Source organism: Streptomyces sp. NPDC043726, from assembly GCF_056436565.1.
This window is the reverse complement of sequence record NZ_JBWKCI010000001.1, coordinates 95,667-120,114: the sequence shown is the minus strand read 5'-3', so window position 1 is coordinate 120,114 and position 24,448 is coordinate 95,667. Positions and strand designations below refer to the sequence as shown.

21 protein-coding genes and 1 tRNA gene are annotated in these 24,448 nt (G+C 69.9%); 20 read left to right on the top strand and 2 right to left on the bottom strand.

Annotation, left to right across the window (positions count from 1 at the left end):
• The first annotated feature begins 31 nt into the window (after window positions 1-31).
• Window positions 32-952, top strand: coding sequence for an arginase family protein (locus AC068Z_RS00545; protein ID WP_478550921.1), 921 nt, complete (start codon window positions 32-34; stop codon window positions 950-952).
• A 21-nt stretch (window positions 953-973) separates the two neighbouring features.
• Here the strand turns inward: AC068Z_RS00545 and rox are convergent, their stop codons facing one another.
• Both rox and AC068Z_RS00535 read right to left on the bottom strand, forming a co-directional pair.
• Window positions 974-2,401 (bottom strand): rifampin monooxygenase, encoded by a 1,428-nt coding sequence (rox, locus tag AC068Z_RS00540; RefSeq protein ID WP_478550919.1) that lies wholly within the window; start codon window positions 2,399-2,401, stop codon window positions 974-976.
• A gap of 330 nt (window positions 2,402-2,731) precedes the next feature.
• Window positions 2,732-2,803 (bottom strand) — tRNA-Arg (locus AC068Z_RS00535).
• A gap of 60 nt (window positions 2,804-2,863) precedes the next feature.
• On the opposite strand from AC068Z_RS00535, the gene AC068Z_RS00530 reads away from it, so the two are divergent.
• From AC068Z_RS00530 to AC068Z_RS00440, 19 genes are all read left to right on the top strand, one after another.
• Window positions 2,864-3,415 carry a response regulator gene (locus AC068Z_RS00530; protein WP_478552236.1) on the top strand — a complete coding sequence of 184 codons (552 nt, stop codon included), beginning with the start codon at window positions 2,864-2,866 and terminating at the stop codon, window positions 3,413-3,415.
• 122 nt (window positions 3,416-3,537) lie between these two features.
• Window positions 3,538-4,995 carry an ArgS-related anticodon-binding protein NrtL gene (gene nrtL, locus AC068Z_RS00525; protein ID WP_478550917.1) on the top strand — a complete coding sequence of 486 codons (1,458 nt, stop codon included), beginning with the start codon at window positions 3,538-3,540 and terminating at the stop codon, window positions 4,993-4,995.
• Window positions 4,996-5,011: 16 nt separating this feature from the next.
• Window positions 5,012-6,403 (top strand): diaminopimelate decarboxylase, encoded by a 1,392-nt coding sequence (gene lysA / locus AC068Z_RS00520; RefSeq protein WP_478550915.1) that lies wholly within the window; start codon window positions 5,012-5,014, stop codon window positions 6,401-6,403.
• 158 nt (window positions 6,404-6,561) lie between these two features.
• Entirely contained in the window at window positions 6,562-7,854 is a 1,293-nt protein-coding gene (locus AC068Z_RS00515) for a homoserine dehydrogenase (protein WP_478550914.1), read from the top strand.
• Window positions 7,855-7,860: 6 nt separating this feature from the next.
• Window positions 7,861-8,919 carry a threonine synthase gene (gene thrC, locus AC068Z_RS00510; RefSeq protein WP_478550913.1) on the top strand — a complete coding sequence of 353 codons (1,059 nt, stop codon included), beginning with the start codon at window positions 7,861-7,863 and terminating at the stop codon, window positions 8,917-8,919.
• A gap of 225 nt (window positions 8,920-9,144) precedes the next feature.
• Window positions 9,145-10,062, top strand: a complete 918-nt coding sequence (thrB, locus tag AC068Z_RS00505; RefSeq protein WP_451719830.1) for a homoserine kinase — start codon at window positions 9,145-9,147, stop codon at window positions 10,060-10,062.
• Window positions 10,063-10,467: 405 nt separating this feature from the next.
• A complete protein-coding gene (rho, locus tag AC068Z_RS00500; RefSeq protein WP_478550911.1) occupies window positions 10,468-12,465 on the top strand; it encodes a transcription termination factor Rho in 1,998 nt (665 codons plus the stop codon).
• Between the two features lie 165 nt (window positions 12,466-12,630).
• Window positions 12,631-14,364, top strand: a complete 1,734-nt coding sequence (locus AC068Z_RS00495) for a trypsin-like serine protease (RefSeq protein WP_478552234.1) — start codon at window positions 12,631-12,633, stop codon at window positions 14,362-14,364.
• Window positions 14,365-14,568: 204 nt separating this feature from the next.
• Window positions 14,569-15,708: an LCP family protein gene (locus tag AC068Z_RS00490; protein ID WP_478550909.1), complete on the top strand. Its 1,140-nt coding sequence runs from the start codon at window positions 14,569-14,571 to the stop codon at window positions 15,706-15,708.
• 149 nt (window positions 15,709-15,857) lie between these two features.
• Window positions 15,858-16,082, top strand: coding sequence for a 50S ribosomal protein L31 (gene rpmE / locus AC068Z_RS00485; protein WP_093906598.1), 225 nt, complete (start codon window positions 15,858-15,860; stop codon window positions 16,080-16,082).
• 108 nt (window positions 16,083-16,190) lie between these two features.
• Window positions 16,191-17,267: a peptide chain release factor 1 gene (prfA, locus tag AC068Z_RS00480; protein WP_478550907.1), complete on the top strand. Its 1,077-nt coding sequence runs from the start codon at window positions 16,191-16,193 to the stop codon at window positions 17,265-17,267.
• Window positions 17,268-17,299: 32 nt separating this feature from the next.
• Window positions 17,300-18,145, top strand: coding sequence for a peptide chain release factor N(5)-glutamine methyltransferase (gene prmC / locus AC068Z_RS00475; protein WP_451719817.1), 846 nt, complete (start codon window positions 17,300-17,302; stop codon window positions 18,143-18,145).
• Between the two features lie 49 nt (window positions 18,146-18,194).
• Window positions 18,195-18,842, top strand: a complete 648-nt coding sequence (locus AC068Z_RS00470) for an L-threonylcarbamoyladenylate synthase (protein WP_451719815.1) — start codon at window positions 18,195-18,197, stop codon at window positions 18,840-18,842.
• Window positions 18,839-19,519: an arsenate reductase/protein-tyrosine-phosphatase family protein gene (locus AC068Z_RS00465; RefSeq protein ID WP_478550905.1), complete on the top strand. Its 681-nt coding sequence runs from the start codon at window positions 18,839-18,841 to the stop codon at window positions 19,517-19,519. Before AC068Z_RS00470 ends, AC068Z_RS00465 begins: the two co-directional genes overlap by 4 nt.
• Window positions 19,520-19,639: 120 nt before the next feature.
• Window positions 19,640-20,878: a serine hydroxymethyltransferase gene (locus AC068Z_RS00460; protein ID WP_478550903.1), complete on the top strand. Its 1,239-nt coding sequence runs from the start codon at window positions 19,640-19,642 to the stop codon at window positions 20,876-20,878.
• 129 nt (window positions 20,879-21,007) lie between these two features.
• Window positions 21,008-22,339 (top strand): MraY family glycosyltransferase, encoded by a 1,332-nt coding sequence (locus AC068Z_RS00455; RefSeq protein WP_478550901.1) that lies wholly within the window; start codon window positions 21,008-21,010, stop codon window positions 22,337-22,339.
• A 297-nt stretch (window positions 22,340-22,636) separates the two neighbouring features.
• Window positions 22,637-23,074 (top strand): Cg1360 family ATP-synthase-associated protein, encoded by a 438-nt coding sequence (locus AC068Z_RS00450; protein WP_451719805.1) that lies wholly within the window; start codon window positions 22,637-22,639, stop codon window positions 23,072-23,074.
• A gap of 273 nt (window positions 23,075-23,347) precedes the next feature.
• A complete protein-coding gene (gene atpB / locus AC068Z_RS00445; RefSeq protein ID WP_478552232.1) occupies window positions 23,348-24,118 on the top strand; it encodes a F0F1 ATP synthase subunit A in 771 nt (256 codons plus the stop codon).
• A gap of 78 nt (window positions 24,119-24,196) precedes the next feature.
• Window positions 24,197-24,433, top strand: a complete 237-nt coding sequence (locus tag AC068Z_RS00440; RefSeq protein ID WP_478550899.1) for an ATP synthase subunit c family protein — start codon at window positions 24,197-24,199, stop codon at window positions 24,431-24,433.
• Window positions 24,434-24,448 lie beyond the last annotated feature (15 nt).

Below are 24,448 nucleotides of genomic sequence, written 5' to 3'. Positions count from 1 at the left end.
GTGCTGCTTCCGTCACGTGGAGGAGACGATCGTGCGGAGCCTGCCGATCATCGAGCACGTGGAGGAGACGAACGTGCAGAGCCTGGCGATCATCGAGGCACCGTCCGTACTGGGCCTGCGCCCGGGCGGCGTGACCCACCTGCCGACGGCGCTACGGCGGGCAGGACTGCTGGACGGCTTCCAGGTGGCCCTGGCGCGGCGCCTCGAACCCCCCGAGTACGACCCCGTCCGCGACCCGGAGACGGGCGTCCTCAACCCCGCCGGAATCGCGCGCTACTCGACCGAGTTGGCCGACGCCGTGACCACCGCCCTCGACCAGGACCTCTTCCCGATGGTCCTCGGCGGGGACTGCACCGTCCTGCTGGGCAACCTCCTGGCCCTGCGCCGCCGCGGCCGGCCCGGACTCCTGTTCCTGGACGGGCACACGGACTTCTACCAGCCGTCAGCCGAGCCGAACGGCGAGGCCGCCTCCATGGAACTCGCCCTGGCCACCGGCCGGGGCCCGGCGGTCCTGACGGACCTCGAAGGCCGGGGCCCGCTGCTCCGGGACGAGGACGTGGTGGCCTTCGCCTTCCGGGACGAGCCGGAGTCGGCGGAGGCGGGCATGCAGCCGCTGCCCCAGGCCCTGCACGCGATGAACCTGACCGAGGTCCGCGCACTGGGCATCGAGGCGGCGACAGCCCAGGCCCTCGCCCGTCTCCCCACCCCCTACTGGACCCACCTGGACGCCGACGTCCTGGACGACACCCTCATGCCGGCCGTCGACTACCGCCTCCCCGGCGGTCTGAGCTGGGCGGAACTAGGCCACGTCCTGACCACGGCACTGGCCGACGACCGCTGCCGGGGCCTGGACGTCACGATCTTCAACCCCCACCTGGACCCCACCGGCACGATCACGGCCCGTTTCACGGAGTGCCTGCGCGTGGCGCTGGCCGCGAGGGCGGCTAGTTAGTCGGACACTTCGGCCGTCGGGTCAGTCCGAAGGGGCGCCGAACCACTGGGACAGCCGGCCCTCGAGCTCCCGCTGATCATCGCCTGCCCAGACCACGTGCCCGTCCGGCCGCAACAGCACGGCGGGCACGTCGAGTTCCTCGCTGACGTCGATGACGTGGTCGACCCGGTCCCCCCAGCCGGCGACAGAGAACCGCCCCGTCCGGTCGAGCAGCAGCCCGCGCCCGGCGTGCATCAGCCCGTACAACCGCCCCCGCTCCTTCAGCTGGACGTCCCGCATCCGCCGCCCGACGAGGTCATGCTCCTCGCCCAGGTCGTAGCGGACATCGACCGCGGTGATCAACCCGGTGACGTACCGGTTCACGTCCTCGAAGTCCATGAGCTTCGAGAACAGCTCCCGCAGCGCGGTCGCCCCCGGGTCGGTGCCCAACAGGGTGATTTGGGCGCGGGTGTTGTTCAGCACGGCGGCGCCCACCGGGTGCCGTTCGGAGTGGTAGGTGTCCAGCAGCCCCTCCGGCGCCCAGCCCGCCACGGCCGCGGCGAGCTTCCAACCGAGGTTGAAGGCGTCCTGGACGCCGAGGTTCATCCCCTGGCCGCCGGTCGGCGGATGGATGTGTGCCGCGTCGCCCGCCAGCAGCACCCGCCCGACCCGGTACCGCTCGGCCTGCCGGGTGGCGTCCCCGAACCGAGAGAGCCAGCGCGGCGAGTGCACCCCGAAGTCGGTGCCCGCGACGGCGATCAGCCGCTCCTTGAACTCCTCCAGCGTCGGCGCGCCCCGGTCCTGGGAGACACCCTCGGCGGGCACACCGATCCGGCACACCCCGCCCTCCTGCGGAATGACGCCGAACCGCAGCTGGGTCTTGCGGACCTCAGCGACGACCGCCGCGATCGTCTCCGGGTCAGCGGTCACCTCCATGTCCCCCAGCAGCGTCTCCACGGTGGAGGCGGTACCCGGGAACCCGACCCCGATCAGCTTGCGCACGGTGCTGCGCCCACCGTCGCACCCCACGAGGAACCGCGAACGCAACCGCGTACCGTCCGCCAGCTCGACGCTCACCCCGTCGTCGTCCTGACTCAGCCCGACCACTTCCTGCCCGCGCCGGACGTCGGTACCGAGTTCGAGGGCCCGCTCACCGAGCAACCGCTCACTCACCGGCTGCGGGGTGGCGAGACCGTAGGGATGCGCTGTGTCCATCCCCTCCGGCCAGCCTTTGACGACCCCGCCGAAGAGCCCCCCGACCTGGAACTTCTCACTCACCGCGAGGAACCGGTCCAGCAGCCCCCGCTGATCCATGATCTCCACACTGCGCGCGTGCAGTCCCTGCCCCCGGGACTCCTTGGTGGGCGCGTCCAGCTTCTCCAGCACGACGACGTCCACGTCGTGCAGCCGCAGCTCACTGGCGAGCATGAGCCCGGTAGGCCCCCCGCCAACCACGATCACATCAATCATCAGAACCCCAATTCCCCCTGGTCACGGCCATCGAGGAGGGAATTCTGCGCCAGAGAGGTGACCTTGCCGCAAGGCCCCCCGTCGGCTATAAGTTAAGAGTGGCAAGGAGCGCATCGACCTCCTTGCCTTTCTCATGCCCGCGGTGGTCTGAACGCGGCGAGTCCATCGCCGTGTTGCAGCGTCGCTGCCAACAACCGGCGACCGCCGCGGCTCACGCAAGCGAACGCTGAGAAAAACGAAAGAGGACGGGAGCCAGTGAAACTGACTCCCGCCCTCTTCTGTCGGCATCCGCACAGTTCAGAGCCAGATTCCTGCTGTCTGACCGGCGAGTGCCCCCGGCAGGATTCGAACCTGCGCACACGGCTCCGGAGGCCGTTGCTCTATCCCCTGAGCTACGGGGGCGTGTCGGGCGCCTTGCTTGGCGGCGACGGGTAGAACCCTACCAGCTCTGACAGGGTGTTCATGAACGGGTTTCCGGGAGGGTCGGGTCGTCCGCACGGGGTGGAAGTGGGCAAAACCCGGACGCGGTGGCCGGTCCGGACCTACTCTCAACATGTGCCAGGCGCGTCGGGCCGGGTGCTTGTTGTGGACGACAACAAGGTCATCCGGCAGCTGATCAGGGTCAATCTCGAGCTGGAGGGCCTCGAGGTCGTGACCGCGGCCGATGGTGCCGAGTGTCTGGATGTGGTGCATCAGGTGTGTCCGGACGTCGTCACCCTCGACGTCGTCATGCCCCGGCTGGACGGACTGCGCACCGCCGCGCGCCTTCGCGCGGATCCCCGTACTCGGGACCTGCCCCTCGCCATCGTCAGCGCCTGCACTCAGTACGAGGTCGACGGCGGCCTCGATGTCGGCGTCGACGCCTTCCTCGCCAAGCCCTTCGAACCCGCCGAACTCGTCAGCCTCGTACGCAAGCTGATCGAGCGGAAGCGCGGCGGGACGGGCGAGAGCGAGGGTGAGGGTGGTGGACCTCTCTTCGGCGGGGTTCTCGGAGCCGCCGCCGATCGGCGTTGAGCGCAGCGGCTCGCGTTGACTCCTGAGCTCCCTGAGCCGTTCGGGCACCGGCCTGTCCACATCCCGGACCATCGTCCAAACCCGCTCGCTTACCCACCCCCCTTCTCCCATACGCTTGTCCCGTGACCCCCGTCGAGCTCTCCCGTACCGTGCTGCGCGCGGTGCGTCGTGCTGTCGATGACGGGGAGCTGGACGTGGCCGTGCCGGAGCGGGTTCTCGTGACCGTGCCCGGGGCCGGTGGCTGTGGGGATTACGCCACCAACGTCGCCCTTCAGCTCGCTCGATCCGCCGGGCAGCCGCCCCTGCGCGTCGCCGAGATCCTGCGCCCGCACCTCGTCGGAGCCGACGGTGTCGCCGACGTCGTCGTCACCGGGCCCGGATTCATCAACTTCAGCCTCGCCGGCCAGGGCTCCCAGGGCGTCGGTCTCGTCGAGGAGATCCTGCGGCGCGGACCGCGGTACGGGTTCGCCGAGCGGCCCACCGGGCAGGTCGTGCAGCTCCACTGCCCCCACGAGGTCCGGGCCGCCGTCGTCATGGACGTCTGCGCGCGGTTGCTGCGGGCTCAGGGTGCTCTTGTACGTACCAGCTGCGCGGCCCCTCCCGAGGCCGCCTGGGAGGACGTGCTCGGTGTGCGCGTCGACGCCTGCGGACGGCCCGGCGCACCCGCGCCCCTCGACGTCAACGTACGACCCGTCCCCGCGCCCGCCGATCCGCTCCCGCTCGGGCGGGACGCCGCCCGCTGGGCGCTGCTCCACCCCGCCGCCCACGACCGGCCCCGCATCTCCGACGAACACCTCGTCCAGCGCGAGGCCAACCCCCTCTTCCGGGTCCGTTACGCCCACGCCCGCACCCGGGCCCTGACCCGCAACGCCGCCGACCTCAACTTCTCAGCGGAACCGGGACCGACCCAAGCCCCCACCGGGCCGACCCAAGCCCCCACCGGGTGGACCCAAGCAATCGCCGGGCCCACCGACGCCCTGACCGCGCCGGCCGACGCTGTCATCGCGCCGCCGACCGAGACCTCCAGCAGGCGGACCCCAGCCCTGACCGGGCCGGCCGAAGCCCCCACCGGGCGGACTCGCGTCCTCGCCGGGCCGACCCAAGCCCCAACCGGGCGGACCCAAGCAATCGCCGGGCCCACCGACGCCCTGACCGCGCCCACCGACACCCTGACCGCGCCGACCGACGCCGTCACCCCGTCGTCGGCCGAAGCCCCCACCCCACCGCCGGCCGAAGCCCTCACCCCACCCTCGGCCGAAGCCCGCCCCACGCCGGCCGAAGCCCGCCCGGTGCCCGCCGAAGCCCGCCCCGTGCCCGCCGGCGCCCCCCTCCTCGCCCTCCTCGCCGACCACCCCCGCATCCTCGCCCAAGCCGCCGCGCACCGCGCCCCCGATCGTCTCGCCCGGCACCTCGTCAGCGTCGCCGATGCCGTTCTCGTCCTTCTGCCCGCCGTGCTGCCGCGCGGTGCGGAGAAACCCTCGGCCGCCCACCGTGCCCGGCTCGCGCTCGCCGAAGCCGCCGGGGCGGTGCTGGCCGGTGGCCTGTCCCTGCTCGGCATCGACGCACCCGAACACCTCTGAGGAAGCCAGAAGAGTCATGAGCCGTTCCGCACACCCCGCCGGGCCCCGGCACGCCGATGTCCTGCCCGAGGGGCACTACTCCGCGCCGCCGGCGGACCTCAACGCCCTCGACGCCAAGGTGTGGGCCCAGACCGTCACCCGTGACGAGCACGGCGTCCTCACCGTCGGCGGTATCGACGTGAACACCCTCGCCGAACAGCACGGCACCCCCGCCTACGTCGTCGACGAGGCCGACTTCCGGGCCCGGGCGCGGGCCTGGCGCACCGCGTTCGGCCATGACGCGGACGTCTTCTACGCGGGCAAGGCCTTCCTCTCCCGCGCCGTCGTGCGCTGGCTGCACGAGGAGGGGCTCAACCTCGACGTGTGCTCGGGCGGCGAACTCGCCACCGCCCTCTCCGCCGGCATGCCCGCCGACCGCATCGCCTTCCACGGCAACAACAAGTCCCCGGAAGAGATCGAGCGCGCCATCCGCGCCGGCGTCGGGCGCATCGTCCTCGACTCCTTCCAGGAGATCGTGCGCGTCGCCCACATCGCTCGCGAGCTCGGCAAGCGGCAGCGCGTGCAGATCCGTATCACCGTCGGCGTCGAGGCCCACACCCACGAGTTCATCGCCACCGCCCACGAGGACCAGAAGTTCGGCATCCCACTGGCCGGTGGGCAGGCCGCGGAGGCCGTGCGGCGGGCGCTTCAGCTCGACTCGCTGGAGCTGATCGGCATCCACTCGCACATCGGCTCGCAGATCTTCGACATGTCCGGGTTCGAGGTCGCCGCCCACCGCGTCGTCGGGCTGCTCAAGGACATTCGCGACGAGCACGGTGTCGAGCTGCCCGAGATCGACCTCGGTGGCGGCCTCGGCATCGCCTACACCAGCGACGACGACCCCCGCGAGCCGCACGAGATCGCCAAGGCGCTCACCGAGATCGTCACCCGCGAGTGCGAGGGCGCCAGGCTGCGGACGCCGCGGATCTCCGTCGAGCCGGGGCGGGCCATCGTCGGTCCGACGGCCTTCACGCTCTACGAGGTCGGCACCATCAAGCCGCTCGACAACCTTCGTACCTACGTCTCCGTCGACGGCGGCATGTCCGACAACATCCGTACGGCGTTGTACGACGCGGAGTACAGCGTCGCCCTCGTCTCGCGCACGTCCGACGCCGGGCCCATGCTGGCCCGGGTCGTCGGCAAGCACTGCGAGAGCGGGGACATCGTGGTCAAGGACGCGTTCCTGCCGGCCGATCTGGCACCGGGTGACCTGATCGCCGTACCGGCGACCGGGGCCTACTGCCGGTCCATGGCCAGCAACTACAACCACGTGCTGCGGCCGCCCGTCGTCGCCGTGCGCGACGGCGAGTCCCGCGTGATCGTCCGCCGGGAGACGGAGGAGGACCTCCTGCGTCTCGACGTCGGCTGAGCCCTCGCAGCGAGCACAGTACGAGAGCGGCGGAAGATCTTCCGGTCTCCGCCCTTCAACATACTGAAATAGTCGTCTCACGATCCGGACCAGGGATAGAAACTCCGGTCCGGTGAGTGAGACTGGTCCAACCGCAGAAGTAAAGGAAACGAGGTCGGATGATGCGTACGCGTCCGCTGAAGGTGGCGCTGCTGGGCTGTGGAGTGGTCGGCTCAGAGGTGGCGCGCATCATGACGACGCACGCCGACGACCTCGCCGCCCGCATCGGAGCTCCGGTGGAGCTCGCCGGTGTGGCCGTACGGCGGCCCGACAAGGTGCGCGAGGGCATCCCGCGCGAGCTGATCACCACCGACGCCACCGCACTCGTCAAACGCGGCGACATCGACGTCGTGGTGGAGGTCATCGGCGGTATCGAGCCCGCCCGCGCCCTCATCACCACCGCCTTCGAGCACGGCGCCTCCGTGGTCTCCGCGAACAAGGCGCTGCTCGCCCAGGACGGCGCCGCCCTGCACGCCGCGGCCGAGGAGCACGGCAAGGACCTCTACTACGAGGCCGCCGTCGCCGGTGCCATCCCGCTGATCCGCCCGCTGCGCGAGTCCCTCGCCGGTGACAAGGTCAACCGCGTGCTCGGCATCGTCAACGGCACGACCAACTTCATCCTCGACAAGATGGACAGCACGGGGGCCGGCTACCAGGAGGCCCTCGACGAGGCCACCGCCCTGGGGTACGCGGAAGCCGACCCCACCGCCGACGTCGAGGGCTTCGACGCCGCCGCCAAGGCCGCCATCCTCGCCGGCATCGCCTTCCACACGCGCGTCCGCCTCGACGACGTCTACCGCGAGGGCATGACCGAGGTCACCGCCGCCGACTTCGCCTCCGCCAAGGAGATGGGCTGCACCATCAAGCTGCTCGCCATCTGCGAGCGGGCCGGGGACGGCCAGTCCGTGTCGGCCCGGGTGCACCCGGCCATGATCCCGCTCACGCACCCGCTCGCCTCCGTGCGCGGCGCGTACAACGCCGTCTTCGTCGAGTCTGACGCCTCCGGTCAGCTCATGTTCTACGGCCCCGGCGCGGGCGGCTCCCCGACGGCCTCCGCGGTCCTCGGCGACCTCGTCGCCGTCTGCCGCAACCGGCTCAGCGGCACCACCGGACCCGGTGAGTCCGCCTACGCCGCCCTCCCGGTCTCGGGCATGGGCGAGGTCGTCACGCGCTATCACATCAGCCTTGACGTCGCCGACAAACCGGGTGTTCTCGCCCAGGTGGCGACCGTCTTCGCCGAGCACGGTGTCTCGATCGACACGGTTCGGCAGCAGGGCAACAACGGCGAGGCGTCCCTCGTCGTCGTGACCCACCGTGCGTCCGACGCGGCCCTCGGCGGCACCGTCGAGGCGTTGCGCAAGCTCGACACCGTGCGCGGTGTCGCCAGCATCATGCGGGTTGAAGGAGAGTAACCAGCAATGACCCACCAGTGGCGCGGAATCATCGAGGAGTACCGGGACCGGCTGCCGGTATCCGACACCACGCCGGTCGTGACGCTCCGCGAGGGCGGCACGCCGCTCGTGCCCGCGCAGGTGCTCTCCGAGCGCACGGGCTGCGAGGTCCACCTGAAGGTGGAGGGCGCGAACCCCACCGGTTCCTTCAAGGACCGCGGGATGACCATGGCCATCACCCGGGCCAAGGAGGAGGGTGCGAAGGCGGTCATCTGCGCCTCCACCGGCAACACCTCGGCCTCCGCGGCCGCTTACGCCGTACGCGCGGGCATGGTCTCGGCCGTTCTCGTCCCGCAGGGCAAGATCGCGCTCGGCAAGATGGGCCAGGCGCTCGTCCACGGCGCGAAGATCCTCCAGGTCGACGGCAACTTCGACGACTGCCTGACCCTCGCCCGCGCGCTGAGCGACAACTACCCCGTGGCGCTGGTCAATTCGGTCAATCCGGTGCGTATCGAGGGTCAGAAGACGGCCGCGTTCGAGATCGTGGACATGCTCGGCGACGCCCCCGACATCCACGTCCTGCCGGTCGGCAACGCGGGCAACATCACCGCGTACTGGAAGGGTTATCGGGAGTACGCCGCCGACGGCGTCGCCACCCGCACCCCGCGCATGTGGGGCTTCCAGGCCTCCGGTTCCGCGCCCATCGTGCGCGGTGAGGTCGTCAAGGACCCCTCGACGATCGCCACCGCCATCCGGATCGGCAACCCCGCCTCCTGGCAGTTCGCGCTCGCGGCCCGGGACGAGTCCGGCGGCCTCATCGACGAGGTGACGGACCGTGAGATCCTGCGCGCGTACCGGCTGTTGGCCTCCCAGGAGGGCGTTTTCGTGGAGCCGGCGTCCGCCGCGTCCGTCGCCGGTCTGCTGAAAGCCGCCGAGCTGGGCAAGGTCGACCCGGGCCAGAAGATCGTGTGCACCGTCACCGGCAACGGCCTGAAGGACCCCGACTGGGCCGTCGCCGGCGCCCCGCAGCCCGTCACCGTCCCCGTCGACGCGGCCACGGCGGCCGAGCGGCTGGGCCTGGCCTGATCAGCGGCACACGGGGGGTGCACAGGGGGCATACGACACGCATCGTGCGCCTCCTGTGCGCCCTATGTCGCCACAGAACCTTCCTTCGATAGGCTGTACTGAACCCGCCCGCTGCATATGCCTCCGCGTATGGCGGGGTGCCGCGCCGTCTCCACGGCGCACAGGGTCTTCGTACGTCATCGAATGTCTTCGACAATCACGCAGCTCAAGGAGAGTCATCGAGCGATGGCCGGTCCAGCCTTCCGCGCCGCCGCCGTCCGGGTGCGCGTCCCCGCCACCAGCGCCAACCTCGGCCCGGGCTTCGACGCCCTCGGCCTCTCGCTGGGGCTCTACGACGACGTCGTCGTCCGGGTGGCCGACTCCGGGCTGCATATCGACATCGCGGGTGAGGGCAGCGAGACGCTGCCGCGTGACGAGAGCCACCTTCTCGTACGCTCTCTGCGCACCGCCTTCGACCTGCTCGGCGGACAGCCGCGCGGTCTTGAGATCGTCTGCGCCAACCGCATCCCGCACGGCCGCGGCCTCGGTTCCTCCTCCGCCGCCATCTGCGCCGGCATCGTCGCCGCGCGCGCGGTGACCATAGGAGGCGAGTCCCGTCTGGACGACGCCGCGCTGCTGGAGCTGGCCACCGAGATCGAGGGCCACCCCGACAACGTCGCGGCCTGCCTGCTCGGCGGTTTCACGCTCTCCTGGATGGAGTCCGGCGCCGCCCGGGCGATCAGGATGGATCCCGCCGATTCCATCGTTCCGGTGGTTTTCGTGCCCGGAAAGCCGGTCCTCACCGAGACCGCGCGCGGCCTTCTCCCGCGCACCGTGCCGCACGTCGACGCCGCCACCAACGCGGGCCGTGCCGCCCTGCTCGTCGAGGCCCTCACCCGGCGCCCCGAGCTGCTGCTGCCCGCCACCGAGGACCGTCTTCACCAGGAGTACCGCGCCCCGGCCATGCCGGAGAGCGCCGCGCTGGTGGAGCGGCTGCGCGCCGACGGGATCCCCGCGGTGATCTCCGGAGCGGGCCCGACCGTACTGGCGCTGGCCGACGACGACAGTGCCGACAAGGTGGCTGATCTGGCAGGCGAGGGCTGGGCCGCGAACCGGCTCGAGCTCGACGCCCAGGGAGCGAGCGTGCTGCCGCTTGCGCCCTGACACACGGTTGCCGGATTTCGAGAGGGGGAATGTTTGTTGGATCCGGTAGTGTTAACCTCAAGTCTGCACCCGACCCCACCATGGCGAGGTGCTTTGTGTCCCCGTCCGGGACAGACATTCTTCCGGGAGCCTCCCAAGCCGCACTGTGTTCCGTACGACGTACGCGGGCAGTACCTCGTACGCGAGCACTGAGCGACTCGCCGGGCACGCTCCGGAACCGGTGCGACCAAGCCACGTGACACGGACACTCGGTGCCACGGCTTTGGGAAGCGCCATCACCAGATATCTCTTCCGCCGCTTTGGCGGACCACCGCCCCGGCCGGTCCACGACAAGGACCGAAGCCGGACAGCACAACCGGTCGCCGAGCCAGACAGGCCGACGTCCGCTCCAGGGAAGGACCCTTCGTGAGCGACACCACCGATCTGATGGGCGCACGTGTCGAGGAGACCGCTGCCGCGCCCGCCACGGACGCCTCCGCGCCTGCCACCGGTGCCGGCTCCCGGCGGCGCCGCGGTACCGGCCTCGAGGGCATGGTGCTGGCCGAGCTGCAGCAGGTCGCATCCGGCCTCGGCATCCGGGGCACCGCGCGCATGCGCAAGAGCCAGCTGATCGAGGTCATCAAGGAAGCGCAGGCCGGAGGGGGTGCCGCGGCCCCGAAGGCCGAGGCCGCCACCGAGACCAAGCCGAAGCGCCGGGCCACCTCCAAGGCCCGTACCGGCGATGACGCGCCCGCCAAGAAGGCGGAGAAGGCCGAGGCGCCCGCCGAGAAGGCCGTGGCGCAGCAGCAGATCGAGATCCCCGGCCAGCCGGCCTCCGACGACGCGCCCGCCGAGCGCCGTCGTCGCCGTGCCACCGCCGAGGTCGGCGCCCCCGCGGCCGCCGCGCCCGAGACGGTCGCCGCCGAGGCCAAGAGCGAGCCGAAGGCCGAGACGCCGGCCCAGCCGCAGGGCGACGCCGGTGACGGCGGCGAGGGCCGCCGCCGGGACCGCCGTGAGCGGGGCCGGGACCGTGAGCGCGGCGACCGTGGTGACCGCGGTGACCGCGGCGAGCGCCGCAAGGGCGACGACCAGCAGGGCGGCCAGCGCGGCCAGCAGCAGGGGCAGCAGCAGGGTGGCGGCGGTCGTCAGGACCGTGGCCAGGCGCAGCAGGACGACGACGACTTCGACGGTGGCCGTCGTGGCCGTCGCGGGCGTTACCGCGACCGCCGGGGCCGTCGTGGCCGCGACGAGATGGGCGGCCAGGAGCCGCAGATCAACGAGGACGACGTCCTGATCCCGGTCGCGGGCATCCTCGACATCCTCGACAACTACGCCTTCATCCGTACCTCGGGCTACCTGCCCGGCCCGAACGACGTCTACGTCTCCCTCGCCCAGGTCCGCAAGAACGGCCTGCGCAAGGGTGACCACGTCACCGGTGCCGTGCGTCAGCCGAAGGAAGGCGAGCGCCGCGAGAAGTTCAACGCGCTGGTGCGGCTGGACTCCGTCAACGGCATGGCGCCCGAACACGGCCGTGGCCGCCCGGAGTTCAACAAGCTCACCCCGCTGTACCCGCAGGACCGGCTCCGTCTGGAGACCGACCCGGGTGTGCTGACGACCCGGATCATCGACCTCGTGTCGCCGATCGGCAAGGGCCAGCGCGGTCTGATCGTGGCCCCGCCGAAGACCGGCAAGACCATGATCATGCAGGCGATCGCCAACGCGATCACGCACAACAACCCCGAGTGCCACCTGATGGTCGTCCTGGTCGACGAGCGTCCGGAAGAGGTCACCGACATGCAGCGGTCGGTCAAGGGCGAGGTCATCTCCTCGACCTTCGACCGCCCGGCCGAGGACCACACCACGGTCGCCGAGCTCGCCATCGAGCGCGCCAAGCGTCTGGTGGAGCTGGGTCACGACGTCGTCGTGCTGCTCGACTCGATCACGCGTCTGGGCCGTGCGTACAACCTCGCCGCCCCGGCCTCCGGCCGCATCCTGTCCGGTGGTGTCGACTCGACCGCCCTGTACCCGCCGAAGCGCTTCTTCGGCGCGGCCCGCAACATCGAGGACGGCGGCTCGCTGACCATCCTCGCCACCGCGCTGGTGGACACCGGGTCCCGCATGGACGAGGTGATCTTCGAGGAGTTCAAGGGCACGGGCAACGCCGAGCTGAAGCTCGACCGCAAGCTCGCGGACAAGAGGATCTTCCCGGCGGTGGACGTCGACGCGTCCGGTACCCGTAAGGAAGAGATCCTGCTCGCCCCCGACGAGCTCGCCATCGTCTGGAAGCTGCGCCGGGTGCTGCACGCGCTCGACCAGCAGCAGGCGGTGGAGCTGCTGCTCGACAAGATGAAGCAGACGAAGTCGAACGCCGAGTTCCTGATGCAGATCCAGAAGACGACGCCGACGCCCGGCAACGGCGACTAGTCGCCGCCGCTTCGAAAAAAGCCGATCCCCGTCACAGCAGTGACGGGGATCGGCTTTTCGGCGCTGAGAGGAAGGGGTGCATCAGGCGCCTCTTCCGACTCATGCACCTCTGGGGGGACTTCCTTGTCCACGACCCGGTCCGGCAGTGGCCGTCACAGACGCCGGATACGTATCGCGCTTCCCGTCGCCGCCGCAGGCATCGCCGCGGCCGTCGGCGCCGCGCTGCTGACCTCGACCGCGGGCGCCGCCTCGGCTGAGCCGAACCCGCCCGCGATCACGAGCGCCGGCTCGCCCACGCTCGCCGAGCTGGAGCAGCGCGTCCTGGGGGCCGCCGCTCACGACGACACCGCCGGAGTCTCGTCCGCCAAGTCGTCGTACAGCAGCTCCTCCACGATCGACGCGAAGATCATCGGCGGCACCACGACGACCATCACGAACGCGCCGTGGATGGCCCAGCTCTGGTACCAGGACGAGACGAACGGGGTCTACTTCTTCTGCGGCGGCGCCGTCGTCTCGCCGACGAAGATCCTCACCGCCGCGCACTGCATCCAGGGCTACAACTGGAAGGCGTACGGCGCCGTCGTCACCGGCACCGCGCAGCTGCCCGACAACGACCTGAACGGCGGCACCGCCACCGCGGTCCGGCGCCAGTGGAACCACCCGTCCTACAGCTCGCGGACGATCGACAACGACATCGCGGTCCTCACGCTGGGCAGCCCCGTCACGGCGCCCCCGATCCGGATGGCGACCGCCACCGAGACCGCCGCCTACACGGCCGGCACCAGCGCCAAGGTCTACGGCTGGGGCCGGACCAGCTCCACCAGCCAGGACATCTCCCCGACGCTGAAGACGGCCACGCTGCCGATCCAGTCCGACGCCACCTGCTCCGGCGCCTACGGCGCCGACTTCGTCAAGGGCCACATGGTCTGCGCCGGCAACCCGGCCAGCGGCAGCGACTCCGGTACGACGACCGCCTGCAACGGCGACTCCGGCGGCCCGCTCGTCGTCAACAACCGCATCGTGGGCGTCGTCTCCTGGGGCGTGCAGGACTGCGTGGCCAAGGGTGCCTACAGCGTCTTCGCCAAGGTGCGGACGTACGTCGGCGCGGCCTACCCGCGCGTCGACGACAGCAACCTCAGCCTCGACCACAAGGCCGACCTGTGGGTGCGCAGCTCCTCCACCAAGACCGGCTACGAACTGGACTCCACGGGCAGCGCGTTCGGCGCCCGTGAGTCGTGGGGCAACTGGAGCGCGTACAACGTCGTCCTCCAGAACGACCTGAACCGCGACGGCTTTCAGGACCTGCTGGTCCGCCGGAGTTCCGACGGAGACGTCTACTGGAAGCACTGGGTGCCCGCGAGCGGCTCCTGGGCCACCTCGAAGGTCGCCGACAACTGGGCGACCCGCACCCGGATCGTCACCCCCGGCGACCTGACCGGCGACTACCTGCCGGACCTGGTGTCCGTGGACTCCGCCGGCAAGGCGTGGCTGTACCCGGGCAAGGGCAACGGGACCTTCTCGTCCCGCGTGCAGATCGGCACCGGCACCGGCTGGAGCCAGTACGACGTCCTGGTCGGCCACGGTGACTTCTCCGGCGACGGCAAGGCCGACCTGGTCGCCCGCACGCGCAGCAACGGCTACGTCTACCTCTACAAGGGCACCGGCTCGGCCTCGGCGCCGTTCTCGTCCCGCGTGAAGGTGCGGACGTGGAGCAGCACGTCGTACAACAAGGTCGCCGCGGTCGGCGATGTCAGCGGTGACGGCAAGGCCGACCTCCTGGCCCGTACGCCCGGCGGCACGCTGTACCTCTACAAGGGCACCGGCAAGGCCACCAGCGAGATCTTCGCCACAAGGATCTCGGTCGGGACGACGTACAAGCAGTACGACATCTTCGGCTGAAAACGCAGGTGAGAGACGTTCGCCCGAAATAGTTCGGTACGCACTGTGGCCACCTTTTCACAGGGTGGCCACAGTGCGTTGTGCAACCCTTTCCCGAGTTTCGCCGTCTGACCTGGCGGAGCGACGATGGTGCGGTACAGGTCTTCGGACCACGCCTGGCCCTGAAAGCAGGGGGTAACCGACCGGACGAGAACCGAGGAGCACATGTCCGCCGAGAGCACGCCGGAGTCCGGCATACCGGGTGACACCGGCACCGCGGGTGCGCGCCGCCGCGCCAAGGGCCGGCGCCGCAAGCCCCGCGACAAGAAGCGCAAAGGTCTGCTGATCATGGCCTGGACGGCCGCCGGGATCGTCGTCCTGGGCGGCACCGGAGCCGGGTTCCTGTACTTCAAGCTCAACGGCAACATCAACAGCGTCGACATCGACCAGGCCCTCGGCACCGACCGCCCGGAAAAGGCCGACAACGGCTCGGAGAACATCCTCGTCCTCGGCTCCGACACCCGCTCGGGGAGCAACCAGAAGCTCGGCGGCGGCCCCGACGACGGCAGCGCCCGCTCCGACACCGCGATGATCGTCCACGTCTACAAGGGCCACAAGAAGGCCAGCGTGGTCTCGATCCCGAGGGACACCCTCATCGACCGTCCCGAGTGCACCGACACCGACGGCAACACCCACGACGCCGCGTCCGGCGTGATGTTCAACTCGGCGTACTCCACCGGCGGGGCCGCCTGTGCGGTGAAGACCGTCGAGTCGATCACCGATCTGCGCATGGACCACTACCTGGAGGTCGACTTCAGCGGCTTCCAGAAGCTGGTCGACGACCTCGGCGGCGTCGAGATCACCACCACCGAGGACATCAACGACGACGACAGCCACCTGAACCTGAAGGCCGGCACCCACCAGCTGGACGGCGAGCAGGCCCTCGGCCTGGTGCGCACCCGGCACGGCGTCGGCGACGGCTCCGACCTCGGCCGGATCCAGCTCCAGCAGGCCTTCATCAAGGCGCTGATCAACCAGGTCAAGGACGTCGGGCTGTTCACCAACCCGAAGAAGCTCTACGACCTGGCGGACACCGCGACCAAGACCGTCACCACCGACTCCGACCTCGGCTCGGTCAACAAGCTCATGTCGTTCGCGAACGGCCTCAAGGGCATCAGCGCGAGCAACATGACGATGGTCACGATGCCGGTCCAGTACGACCCGGCCGACGGCAACCGCGTCCTGGTCGAGGAGACCAAGGCCGCCCAGGTCTGGAAGGCCCTGAAGAACGACCGGGCGATCCCGAAGTCGGCGACCGAGGGAACGGCCACGGGCACCGCGAAGGACGTCGTCAGCTCCTCCTGAGCGCCTCGCCGGGGCCCCGGGAATAGATCACCTGTGCCCCCCGTTTTGGGGGATGGCCCCAGTCCTGGCAGACTGGTACGTCGGCTCCGGTTCACGCTTCCGCATCCCGCGGCGGCGACCCGGCGCCCTCCCGAAACTAGGAGACTCCCTTGAAGCGCGACATCCACCCCGAGTACGTCGAGACGCAGGTCAGCTGCACCTGTGGCGCGTCGTTCACCACCCGCAGCACGATCTCCAGCGGCACCATCCGCGCCGAGGTCTGCTCCGAGTGCCACCCGTTCTACACGGGCAAGCAGAAGATCCTCGACACCGGTGGCCGTGTGGCCCGCTTCGAGGCCCGCTTCGGCAAGGCTTCCGCCGGCTCCAAGAAGTAGCGAGCCCCATTTCGCCGGTCCACGGCCACACCCTCCCGGGGTGTGCCCGGGACCGGCGTTTTTGGTCGCCCTGCCACTTCCCTTCGTACGCATTTCAGGAGCCGAAAGATGTTCGAGGCCGTCGAGGAACTCGTCGCCGAGCACGCCGATCTGGAGAAGCAGCTCGCCGACCCGTCGGTCCACGCCGACCAGGCCAACGCGCGCAGGCTGAACAAGCGCTACGCCGAGCTCACCCCGATCGTCGCCACGTACCGCACCTGGAAGCAGACGGGCGACGACATCGAGACCGCGCGTGAACTCGCCGCGGACGACCCGGACTTCGCCGCCGAGGTCAAGGAGCTGGACAAGCAGCGCGAGGAGCTGACGGAGAAGCTGCGCCTCCTCCTCGTCCCGCGCGACCCCAGCGACGACAAGGACGTCATCCTCGAGATCAAGGCCGGCGCAGGCGGCGACGAGTCCGCCCTGTTCGCCGGTGATCTGCTGCGCATGTACCTGCGTTACGCCGAGCGCGTCGGCTGGAAGACCGAGATCATCGACGCCACCGAGTCCGAGCTGGGCGGCTACAAGGACGTCCAGGTCGCCGTGAAGACCAAGGGCGGCCAGGGCGCCACGGAGCCCGGACAGGGCGTGTGGGCCCGGCTGAAGTACGAGGGCGGCGTGCACCGCGTGCAGCGCGTCCCGGCGACCGAGTCCCAGGGCCGTATCCACACCTCCGCGGCCGGTGTGCTGGTCACGCCGGAGGCCGAGGAGGTCGACGTCGAGATCAACCCGAACGACCTCAGGATCGACGTCTACCGCTCCTCCGGGCCCGGCGGACAGTCCGTCAACACCACGGACTCCGCCGTGCGCATCACGCACATCCCCACCGGAGTGGTCGCTTCCTGCCAGAACGAGAAGAGCCAGCTGCAGAACAAGGAGCAGGCACTGCGTATCCTGCGCTCCAGGCTGCTCGCCGCGGCGCAGGAGGAGGCGGAGAAGGAAGCCGCCGACGCCCGCCGCAGCCAGGTCCGTACCGTCGACCGCTCCGAGAAGATCCGTACGTACAACTTCCCGGAGAATCGCCTCTCGGACCACCGCGTCGGCTTCAAGGCGTACAACCTGGACCAGGTCCTGGACGGCGACCTCGACGCGGTGATCCAGGCCTGTGTGGACGCGGACTCGGCCGCGAAGCTTGCCGCCGCATAGAAGGCACGTACGAGTACTTCCGGAGGACTTGCGTGAACCTGCTGCTCGCAGAGGTGGCTCAGGCCACCCAGCGGCTGGCCGACGCCGGCGTGCCCTCGCCGCGCAACGACGCGGAGGAGCTGGCCGCGTTCGTGCACGGCGTGAAGCGGGGCGAGCTGCACTCCGTGAAGGACGCGGACTTCGACGCCCGGTACTGGGAGGTCATCGCGCGCCGTGAGCAGCGCGAGCCGCTCCAGCACATCACCGGACGGGCCTTCTTCAGGTACCTGGAACTCCAGGTCGGTCCCGGCGTCTTCGTGCCCCGCCCCGAGACCGAGTCGGTGGTGGGCTGGGCCATAGACGCCGTCCGCGCGATGGACGTCGTGGAACCGCTCATCGTCGACCTGTGCACCGGCTCCGGCGCCATCGCGCTCGCCCTCGCCCAGGAGGTGCCGCGCTCGCGCGTGCACGCCGTGGAGCTGTCCGAGGACGCCCTGCGCTGGACCCGGAAGAACATGGAGGGGTCCAGGGTCGACCTGCGGCAGGGCAACGCCCTTGACGCCTTCCCCGACCTGGACGGCCAGGTCGACCTGGTCATCTCCAATCCGCCGTACATCCCGCTGACCGAGTGGGAGTACGTGGCGCCCGAGGCACGCGACTACGATCCCGAACTCGCCCTGTTCTCGGGGGAGGACGGCCTCGAACTCATCCGCGGCCTGGAACGCACCGCGCACCGGCTGCTGCGCCCCGGCGGAGTCGTCGTCATCGAGCACGCCGACACCCAGGGCGGCCAGGTGCCGTGGATCTTCACCGAGGAGCGGGGCTGGGCCGACGCGGCCGACCACCCCGACCTCAACAACCGCCCCCGCTTCGCCACGGCCCGCAAGGCCCTGCCGTGAGCACCACCCAGACCTTTCAGCAGTACGTGTACGAGGAGGCCCGCTAGATATGGCACGGCGATACGACACCAATGACGCGACCGACCGCACGACCGGTCTGCGTGAGGCCGCGTCCGCCGTCCGCCGTGGCGAGCTCGTGGTGCTGCCGACGGACACCGTGTACGGCATCGGCGCGGACGCCTTCTCCAAGGAGGCCGTGGGCGATCTGCTGGAGGCCAAGGGCCGGGGCCGCAACATGCCCACGCCCGTGCTCATCGGCTCCCCGAACACCCTGCACGGTCTGGTCACCGACTTCTCCGAGCTGGCCTGGGAGCTGGTCGACGCGTTCTGGCCGGGCGCGCTGACGCTGGTCGCCAAGCACCAGCCGTCCCTGCAGTGGGACCTGGGCGAGACCCGGGGCACGGTCGCCGTGCGCATGCCGCTGCACCCGGTCGCCCTCGAACTGCTGACCGACGTCGGCCCGATGGCGGTCTCCTCGGCGAACCTGACCGGGCACCCGGCGCCGGAGGACTGCGACGCGGCCCAGGGCATGCTCGGCGACTCCGTCTCCGTGTACCTCGACGGCGGCCCGACCCCGGGCAACGTCCCCTCCTCGATCGTCGACGTCACCGGTGAGGTGCCCCTGCTGCTGCGCGCGGGCGCGCTCTCGGCCGAGGAGCTGCGCAAGGTCGTACCCGACCTCGAGGTGGCGAATTGACAGCCCCTGACGCGGGGCGTGGCATAGGCAACGGGGAACGTGCTGCGGAGATCACGACCACCTTCGTCGGGCTTCCGCGCGACAGCTTCCGCATCCTCCATGTCAGCACCGGCAACGTGTGCCGCTCGCCGATCACCGAGCGGCTGACCCGCCATTTCGTGGCGGAGCGGCTCGGCGTGCTCGGCGGGGCGCTGGTCGTGGAGAGCGCGGGCACCTGGGGCCACGAGGGCGCGCCCATGGAGGCCAACGCGGAGACGGTCCTCGCCGACTTCGGCGCGGACTCCTCCGGTTTCGTCGGACGGGAGCTCCTGGACGAGCACGTGATCCGGGCCGACCTGGTCCTGACGGCGACCCGGGACCACCGCGCCCAGGTCGTGTCGATGGGCCACTCGGCGGGCCTGCGCACCTTCACCCTGAAGGAGTTCACCCGCCTGGTGCGGGCCATCGACCCGGCGACGCTGCCCCCGCTGGAGGACGGCGTCGTCGAGCGCGCCCGCGCCCTGGTCCGCGCCGCCGCGGCCCTGCGCGGCTGGCTGCTCGCCCCGACGGCGGAGGCGGACGAGGTCTTCGACCCGTACGGCGCCCCGCTGACCTTCTTCCGCTCGATCGGCGACGAGATACACCAGGCCCTGGACCCGGTGGTGACGGCCCTGACCGGAGTACCCACCCGGACATAGCCGAGCGAACCGCCCACACCGGGCCTACATTGGGCTTACGTCACCAGGGCGAGTGAGCCGCAGGGGCTCAGGCGCCCCGGAGGCGAACCGCCATCGAAGATCGTCGCCCCGGAGCCCACCATGTCGGTCACCCCTGTCCTAGAGGCCGATGTCCTGCGTCGGCAGGATCCCGAGCTGGCGGAGATCCTGCTCGGTGAACGGGACCGGCAGGCGACCACCCTGCAGATGATCGCCGCCGAGAACTTCACCTCGCCGGCCGTGCTGGCCGCGCTCGGCTCGCCGCTGGCCAACAAGTACGCGGAGGGCTATCCGGGGGCCCGGCACCACGGCGGCTGCGAGATCGTCGACGTCGCCGAACGGATCGCCGTGGACCGGGCGAAGGCGCTGTTCGGGGCCGAGCACGCCAATGTGCAGTCCCACTCCGGCTCGTCGGCCGTGCTGGCCGCGTACGCCGCCCTGCTCCGGCCCGGCGACACCGTCCTCGCCCTCGGCCTGCCCTACGGCGGCCATCTCACCCACGGTTCGCCCGCCAACTTCTCCGGCCGCTGGTTCGACTTCGTCCCCTACGGCGTCGACGCGGAGACCGGGCTCGTCGACCACGACCAGGTGCGCGCCCTCGCCCTGAGCCACCGGCCCAAGGCGATCGTGTGCGGGTCCATCGCCTACCCCCGCCACCTCGACCACGCCTTCTTCCGCGAGGTCGCCGACGAGGTCGGGGCGTATCTCATCGCCGACGCCGCCCATCCCATCGGGCTCGTCGCCGGGGGAGCGGCGCCCAGCCCGGTGCCGTACGCGGACATCGTGTGCGCCACCACCCACAAGGTGCTGCGCGGGCCGCGCGGCGGGATGATCCTGTGCGGCGCCGAACTGGCCGAGCGGGTCGACCGGGCGGTGTTCCCCTTCACCCAGGGCGGCGCGCAGATGCACACCATCGCCGCCAAGGCCGTCGCGTTCGGCGAGGCGGCAACACCCGCCTTCACCGCGTACGCCCATCAGGTGGTCGCCAACGCCCGGGTGCTGGCCGCCGGCCTCGCCGAGGAGGGGCTCGTCGTCACCACCGGAGGCACCGACACCCACCTGATCACCGCCGACCCGGCGCCGCTCGGCGTCGACGGCCGCACCGGCCGCGGACTGCTCGCCGCCGCCGGGGTCGTCCTGGACTGCTGTGCCCTGCCGCACGGCGACGCCCGCGGCCTGCGCCTGGGCACGGCCGCCCTGACCACTCAGGGCATGGGGGAAGTGGAGATGGCCCGGATCGCCGTGCTCATGGCAGAGGTGCTGCGCGGCGAGACCGAAGCGGTGCGCGCACGTGAAGAAGTACGGGAGCTGGCCGGGGGATTCCCGCCCTATCCCGGCTGAGCCGGGGCAGGCGGTCGGGCATGCACAGCCACTCGTGCAACCATCGTCGCTACCCGGAAGTCCCCAACCATATGCGTGCATCGCTAGGGTGTGGGGCTGAGATGGCCAGCGAGACCTGTGGGGAAGCCCGTGCGTGAATACCTGCTGACGCTCTGCATCACGGCCGCGGTGACGTACCTGCTCACAGGGCCGGTGCGGAAGTTCGCGATCGTGGCCGGAGCGATGCCGGAGATCCGGGCGCGTGACGTGCACCGGGAACCCACTCCGCGGCTCGGCGGTATCGCCATGTTCTTCGGCCTGTGCGCGGGCCTGCTGGTCGCCGACCATCTGGCGAACCTCAGCACGGTCTTCGAGAACTCCAACGAGCCGCGTGCCCTGCTCTCGGGCGCCGCGCTGATCTGGCTGATCGGTGTCCTGGACGACAAGTTCGAGATCGATGCCCTGATCAAGCTGGGCGGCCAGATGATCGCCGCCGGCGTCATGGTCATGCAGGGTCTGACGATCCTGTGGCTGCCCATCCCGGGTGTGGGCTCGGTCGCACTCACCCAGTGGCAGGGCACCCTGCTCACCGTCGCGCTGGTCGTCATCACCATCAACGCGGTCAACTTCGTCGACGGCCTCGACGGCCTCGCGGCCGGCATGGTCTGCATCGCCTCGGCCGCGTTCTTCCTCTACGCCTACCGGGTCTGGGTGTCGTACGGCATCGAGGCCGCCGCCCCGGCCACGCTGTTCTCGGCGATCCTGATGGGCATGTGCCTGGGCTTCCTGCCGCACAACATGCACCCGGCGCGGATCTTCATGGGCGACTCCGGCTCGATGCTGATCGGGCTCGTGTTGGCCGCGGGTGCGATCTCCATCACGGGACAGGTCGACCCGGACGCACTGAAGCTGTTCGCCGGCTCGGAGAAGGCGGCCGTGCACCAGACGGTGCCGGTCTACATCCCGCTGCTGCTGCCGCTGACGATCATCGCGATCCCGGCCGCGGACCTGGTGCTGGCCATCGTGCGGCGCACCTGGCGGGGCCAGTCCCCGTTCGCGGCGGACCGGGGCCACCTCCACCACCGGCTGCTGGAGATCGGCCACTCCCACAGCCGGGCCGTCCTCATCATGTACTTCTGGTCCGCGCTGATCGCTTTCGGGGCGCTGGCCTACTCGGTCAACTCGGCGTCCATGTGGATCGTGCTGGGTGTGGTGTTCCTCAGCGCCATCGGACTGATCCTGCTGCTCCTGCCGCGCTTCACGCCGCGCACCCCGCGCTGGGCCGAGGCCTTTGTGCCCCCGCGCTATCGCCGGCGCGGGGCCGTAGCGGAACCGGCGGCGGCCACTTTGCAGACCGGCTGCGAGGAATCGCACGAGGAGCGCACTCCGGTGGCCGCCGGGGTGGCCTCGGTCAACGGGGCGACCGCTCTGGGCGCCCGTTCGCGCTTCCTGGACCGGCGGAAAGCCGAGTCGTCGCGCTGACGGCAAGGTAAGAATCTGACTAGAGCATTGCCAATTCGTGGGGGAACGAAGCAGTGCAATACCAGACAAAGAGGCGCCGTTCCTGCACATACGCGCACTGTCACTCTCATGTGTGACAGCGAGCACACCTGCCAGGTAAAGACCTCATCAAATAGTTTGTGATACGGTTCACGAGAACCCGGGACAGTGCCGAAGGACCCCAGTGCGAGGGTCCATCGGAGTGAGGTTCTCTCTCAGTCCGGGACTACGCTCGTCCATGACGACACCCCTGCCCCCTGTGAAAGCGGAGTTGCCGCCATGCCGTCCAATGACGCCCGGAACCTTCTGCAGATCGCTGTGCCCACAGCGGCTGCCGGCGCGATCGTCGTCGCCGTCAGCGCTGCGGTGGCCGGCGGCAAGGGCGCGCTCGGCGCGGTGATCGGCACCTTGCTGGCCATCCTGTTCATGGGGATCGGCCTCTACGTCCTGCAGTGGACGGCAAAAACGCTCCCGCAGCTGTTCCAGGCCATGGGGCTGATGCTCTACGTCGCCCAGCTCCTGCTTCTTCTGATCTTCGTCGCCCTCTTCAAGGACACCTCTCTCTTCAACGCGAAGACGTTCGCGATCTCGCTCGTCGTCGCAACCGTCGTGTGGATGGCCGCGCAGGCTCGCGCGCACATGAAGGCCAAGATCTTCTACATCGACCCGGACTCCGCGAAGAGTGAGAAGACCGAGAAGACAGGGCCGTCGTCGTGAGGGGTAGGGGCGGGATAAAGGGCGGGGAGAACTCCTGCTATCGTCCGGTGCCAACTGCGGCATCGCGGGCGCGGGCATCTGAGCTGACGCCTGCTCGATCGCGAGGCTTGATGCCCCAGAGCCGCCCCCACATCCGTTACACCAGTCCGGTGCCGACCCGCGGCTGCGCGCCGCGCCGACACAACGAGGTTGCCGTACCCATGCGTCACGCCGAAGGAGCCCGCGGTGAGTGCTGACCAGACCCAGCTCGCCTTTGACTGGAGCTGTCGGATCATGTCCGACAACGGGTGTGGTTTTCCGGCTCCGGGCCTGCACTCGTTCCTCTTCAAGCCGATCGCCACGGTGGGAGGGTTCGAGTTCAACAAGGTGATGCTGCTCGCGCTCATCACCACCCTCCTTGTCGTCAGCTTCTTCTGGGCTGCGTTCGGCAAGGCCAAGGTTGTGCCGGGCAAGCTGCAGATGGTCGGCGAGGCCGGTTACGACTTCGTGCGCCGCGGCATCGTCTACGAGACCCTCGGCAAGAAGGAGGGCGAGAAGTACGTCCCCCTGATGGTCTCGCTGTTCTTCTTCATCTGGATCATGAACATCTGGTCCGTGATCCCGCTGGCACAGTTCCCGGTGTCGTCGATCATCGCGTACCCGATCATCCTCGCGGGGATCGTCTACGTCGTCTGGATGTCGCTGACCTTCAAGAAGCACGGCTTCGTCGGCGGCTTCAAGAACCTCACCGGCTACGACAAGTCGCTGGGCGCGGTTCTCCCGCTCGTGGTCGTCATCGAGTTCTTCTCGAACGTCCTGGTCCGCCCGTTCACGCACGCGGTGCGACTCTTCGCGAACATGTTCGCCGGCCACCTGATGCTGGTCATGTTCACCGTCGCGTCCTGGTACCTGCTGAACAGCTGGATGATCCCGGCGGCCGGCGTCTCCTTCGTGATGACCATCATCATGATCCTCTTCGAGCTTTTCGTGCAGGCGGTCCAGGCGTACGTCTTCGTGCTCCTCGCCTGCTCGTACATCCAGGGCGCTCTCGCCGAGCACCACTGAGCCCCAACCCGCCCGCACCACCCCCAAGTCGTCCGGTGGCCAACCCCCACCGGTCCGCAAAGAGAAGGAAGTTACAGCATGTCCTCTGTGCAGCTTGCCGCTGAGGTCACCGGCTCCCTCGGTTCCATCGGCTACGGTCTCGCCGCCATCGGCCCCGGCGTCGGCGTCGGCATCATCTTCGGTAACGGCACGCAGGCCCTCGCCCGCCAGCCCGAGGCTGCCGGTCTGATCCGCGCCAACCAGATCCTGGGCTTCGCCTTCTGTGAGGCGCTCGCCCTCATCGGCATCGTTATGCCGTTCGTGTTCGGTAAGTGATCAACCCTTACTGAC

Coding starts and splice junctions, on each gene's coding strand:
- rox (WP_478550919.1), bottom strand. CDS start 2,401: ATGATTGATGTGATCGTGGTTGGCGGGGGGCCTACCGGGCTCATGCTC.
- AC068Z_RS00530 (WP_478552236.1), top strand. CDS start 2,864: ATGAACGGGTTTCCGGGAGGGTCGGGTCGTCCGCACGGGGTGGAAGTG.
- lysA (WP_478550915.1), top strand. CDS start 5,012: ATGAGCCGTTCCGCACACCCCGCCGGGCCCCGGCACGCCGATGTCCTG.
- AC068Z_RS00515 (WP_478550914.1), top strand. CDS start 6,562: ATGATGCGTACGCGTCCGCTGAAGGTGGCGCTGCTGGGCTGTGGAGTG.
- thrC (WP_478550913.1), top strand. CDS start 7,861: ATGACCCACCAGTGGCGCGGAATCATCGAGGAGTACCGGGACCGGCTG.
- thrB (WP_451719830.1), top strand. CDS start 9,145: ATGGCCGGTCCAGCCTTCCGCGCCGCCGCCGTCCGGGTGCGCGTCCCC.
- AC068Z_RS00490 (WP_478550909.1), top strand. CDS start 14,569: ATGTCCGCCGAGAGCACGCCGGAGTCCGGCATACCGGGTGACACCGGC.
- prfA (WP_478550907.1), top strand. CDS start 16,191: ATGTTCGAGGCCGTCGAGGAACTCGTCGCCGAGCACGCCGATCTGGAG.
- AC068Z_RS00470 (WP_451719815.1), top strand. CDS start 18,195: ATGGCACGGCGATACGACACCAATGACGCGACCGACCGCACGACCGGT.
- AC068Z_RS00460 (WP_478550903.1), top strand. CDS start 19,640: ATGTCGGTCACCCCTGTCCTAGAGGCCGATGTCCTGCGTCGGCAGGAT.
- AC068Z_RS00450 (WP_451719805.1), top strand. CDS start 22,637: ATGCCGTCCAATGACGCCCGGAACCTTCTGCAGATCGCTGTGCCCACA.
- atpB (WP_478552232.1), top strand. CDS start 23,348: ATGTCCGACAACGGGTGTGGTTTTCCGGCTCCGGGCCTGCACTCGTTC.
- AC068Z_RS00440 (WP_478550899.1), top strand. CDS start 24,197: ATGTCCTCTGTGCAGCTTGCCGCTGAGGTCACCGGCTCCCTCGGTTCC.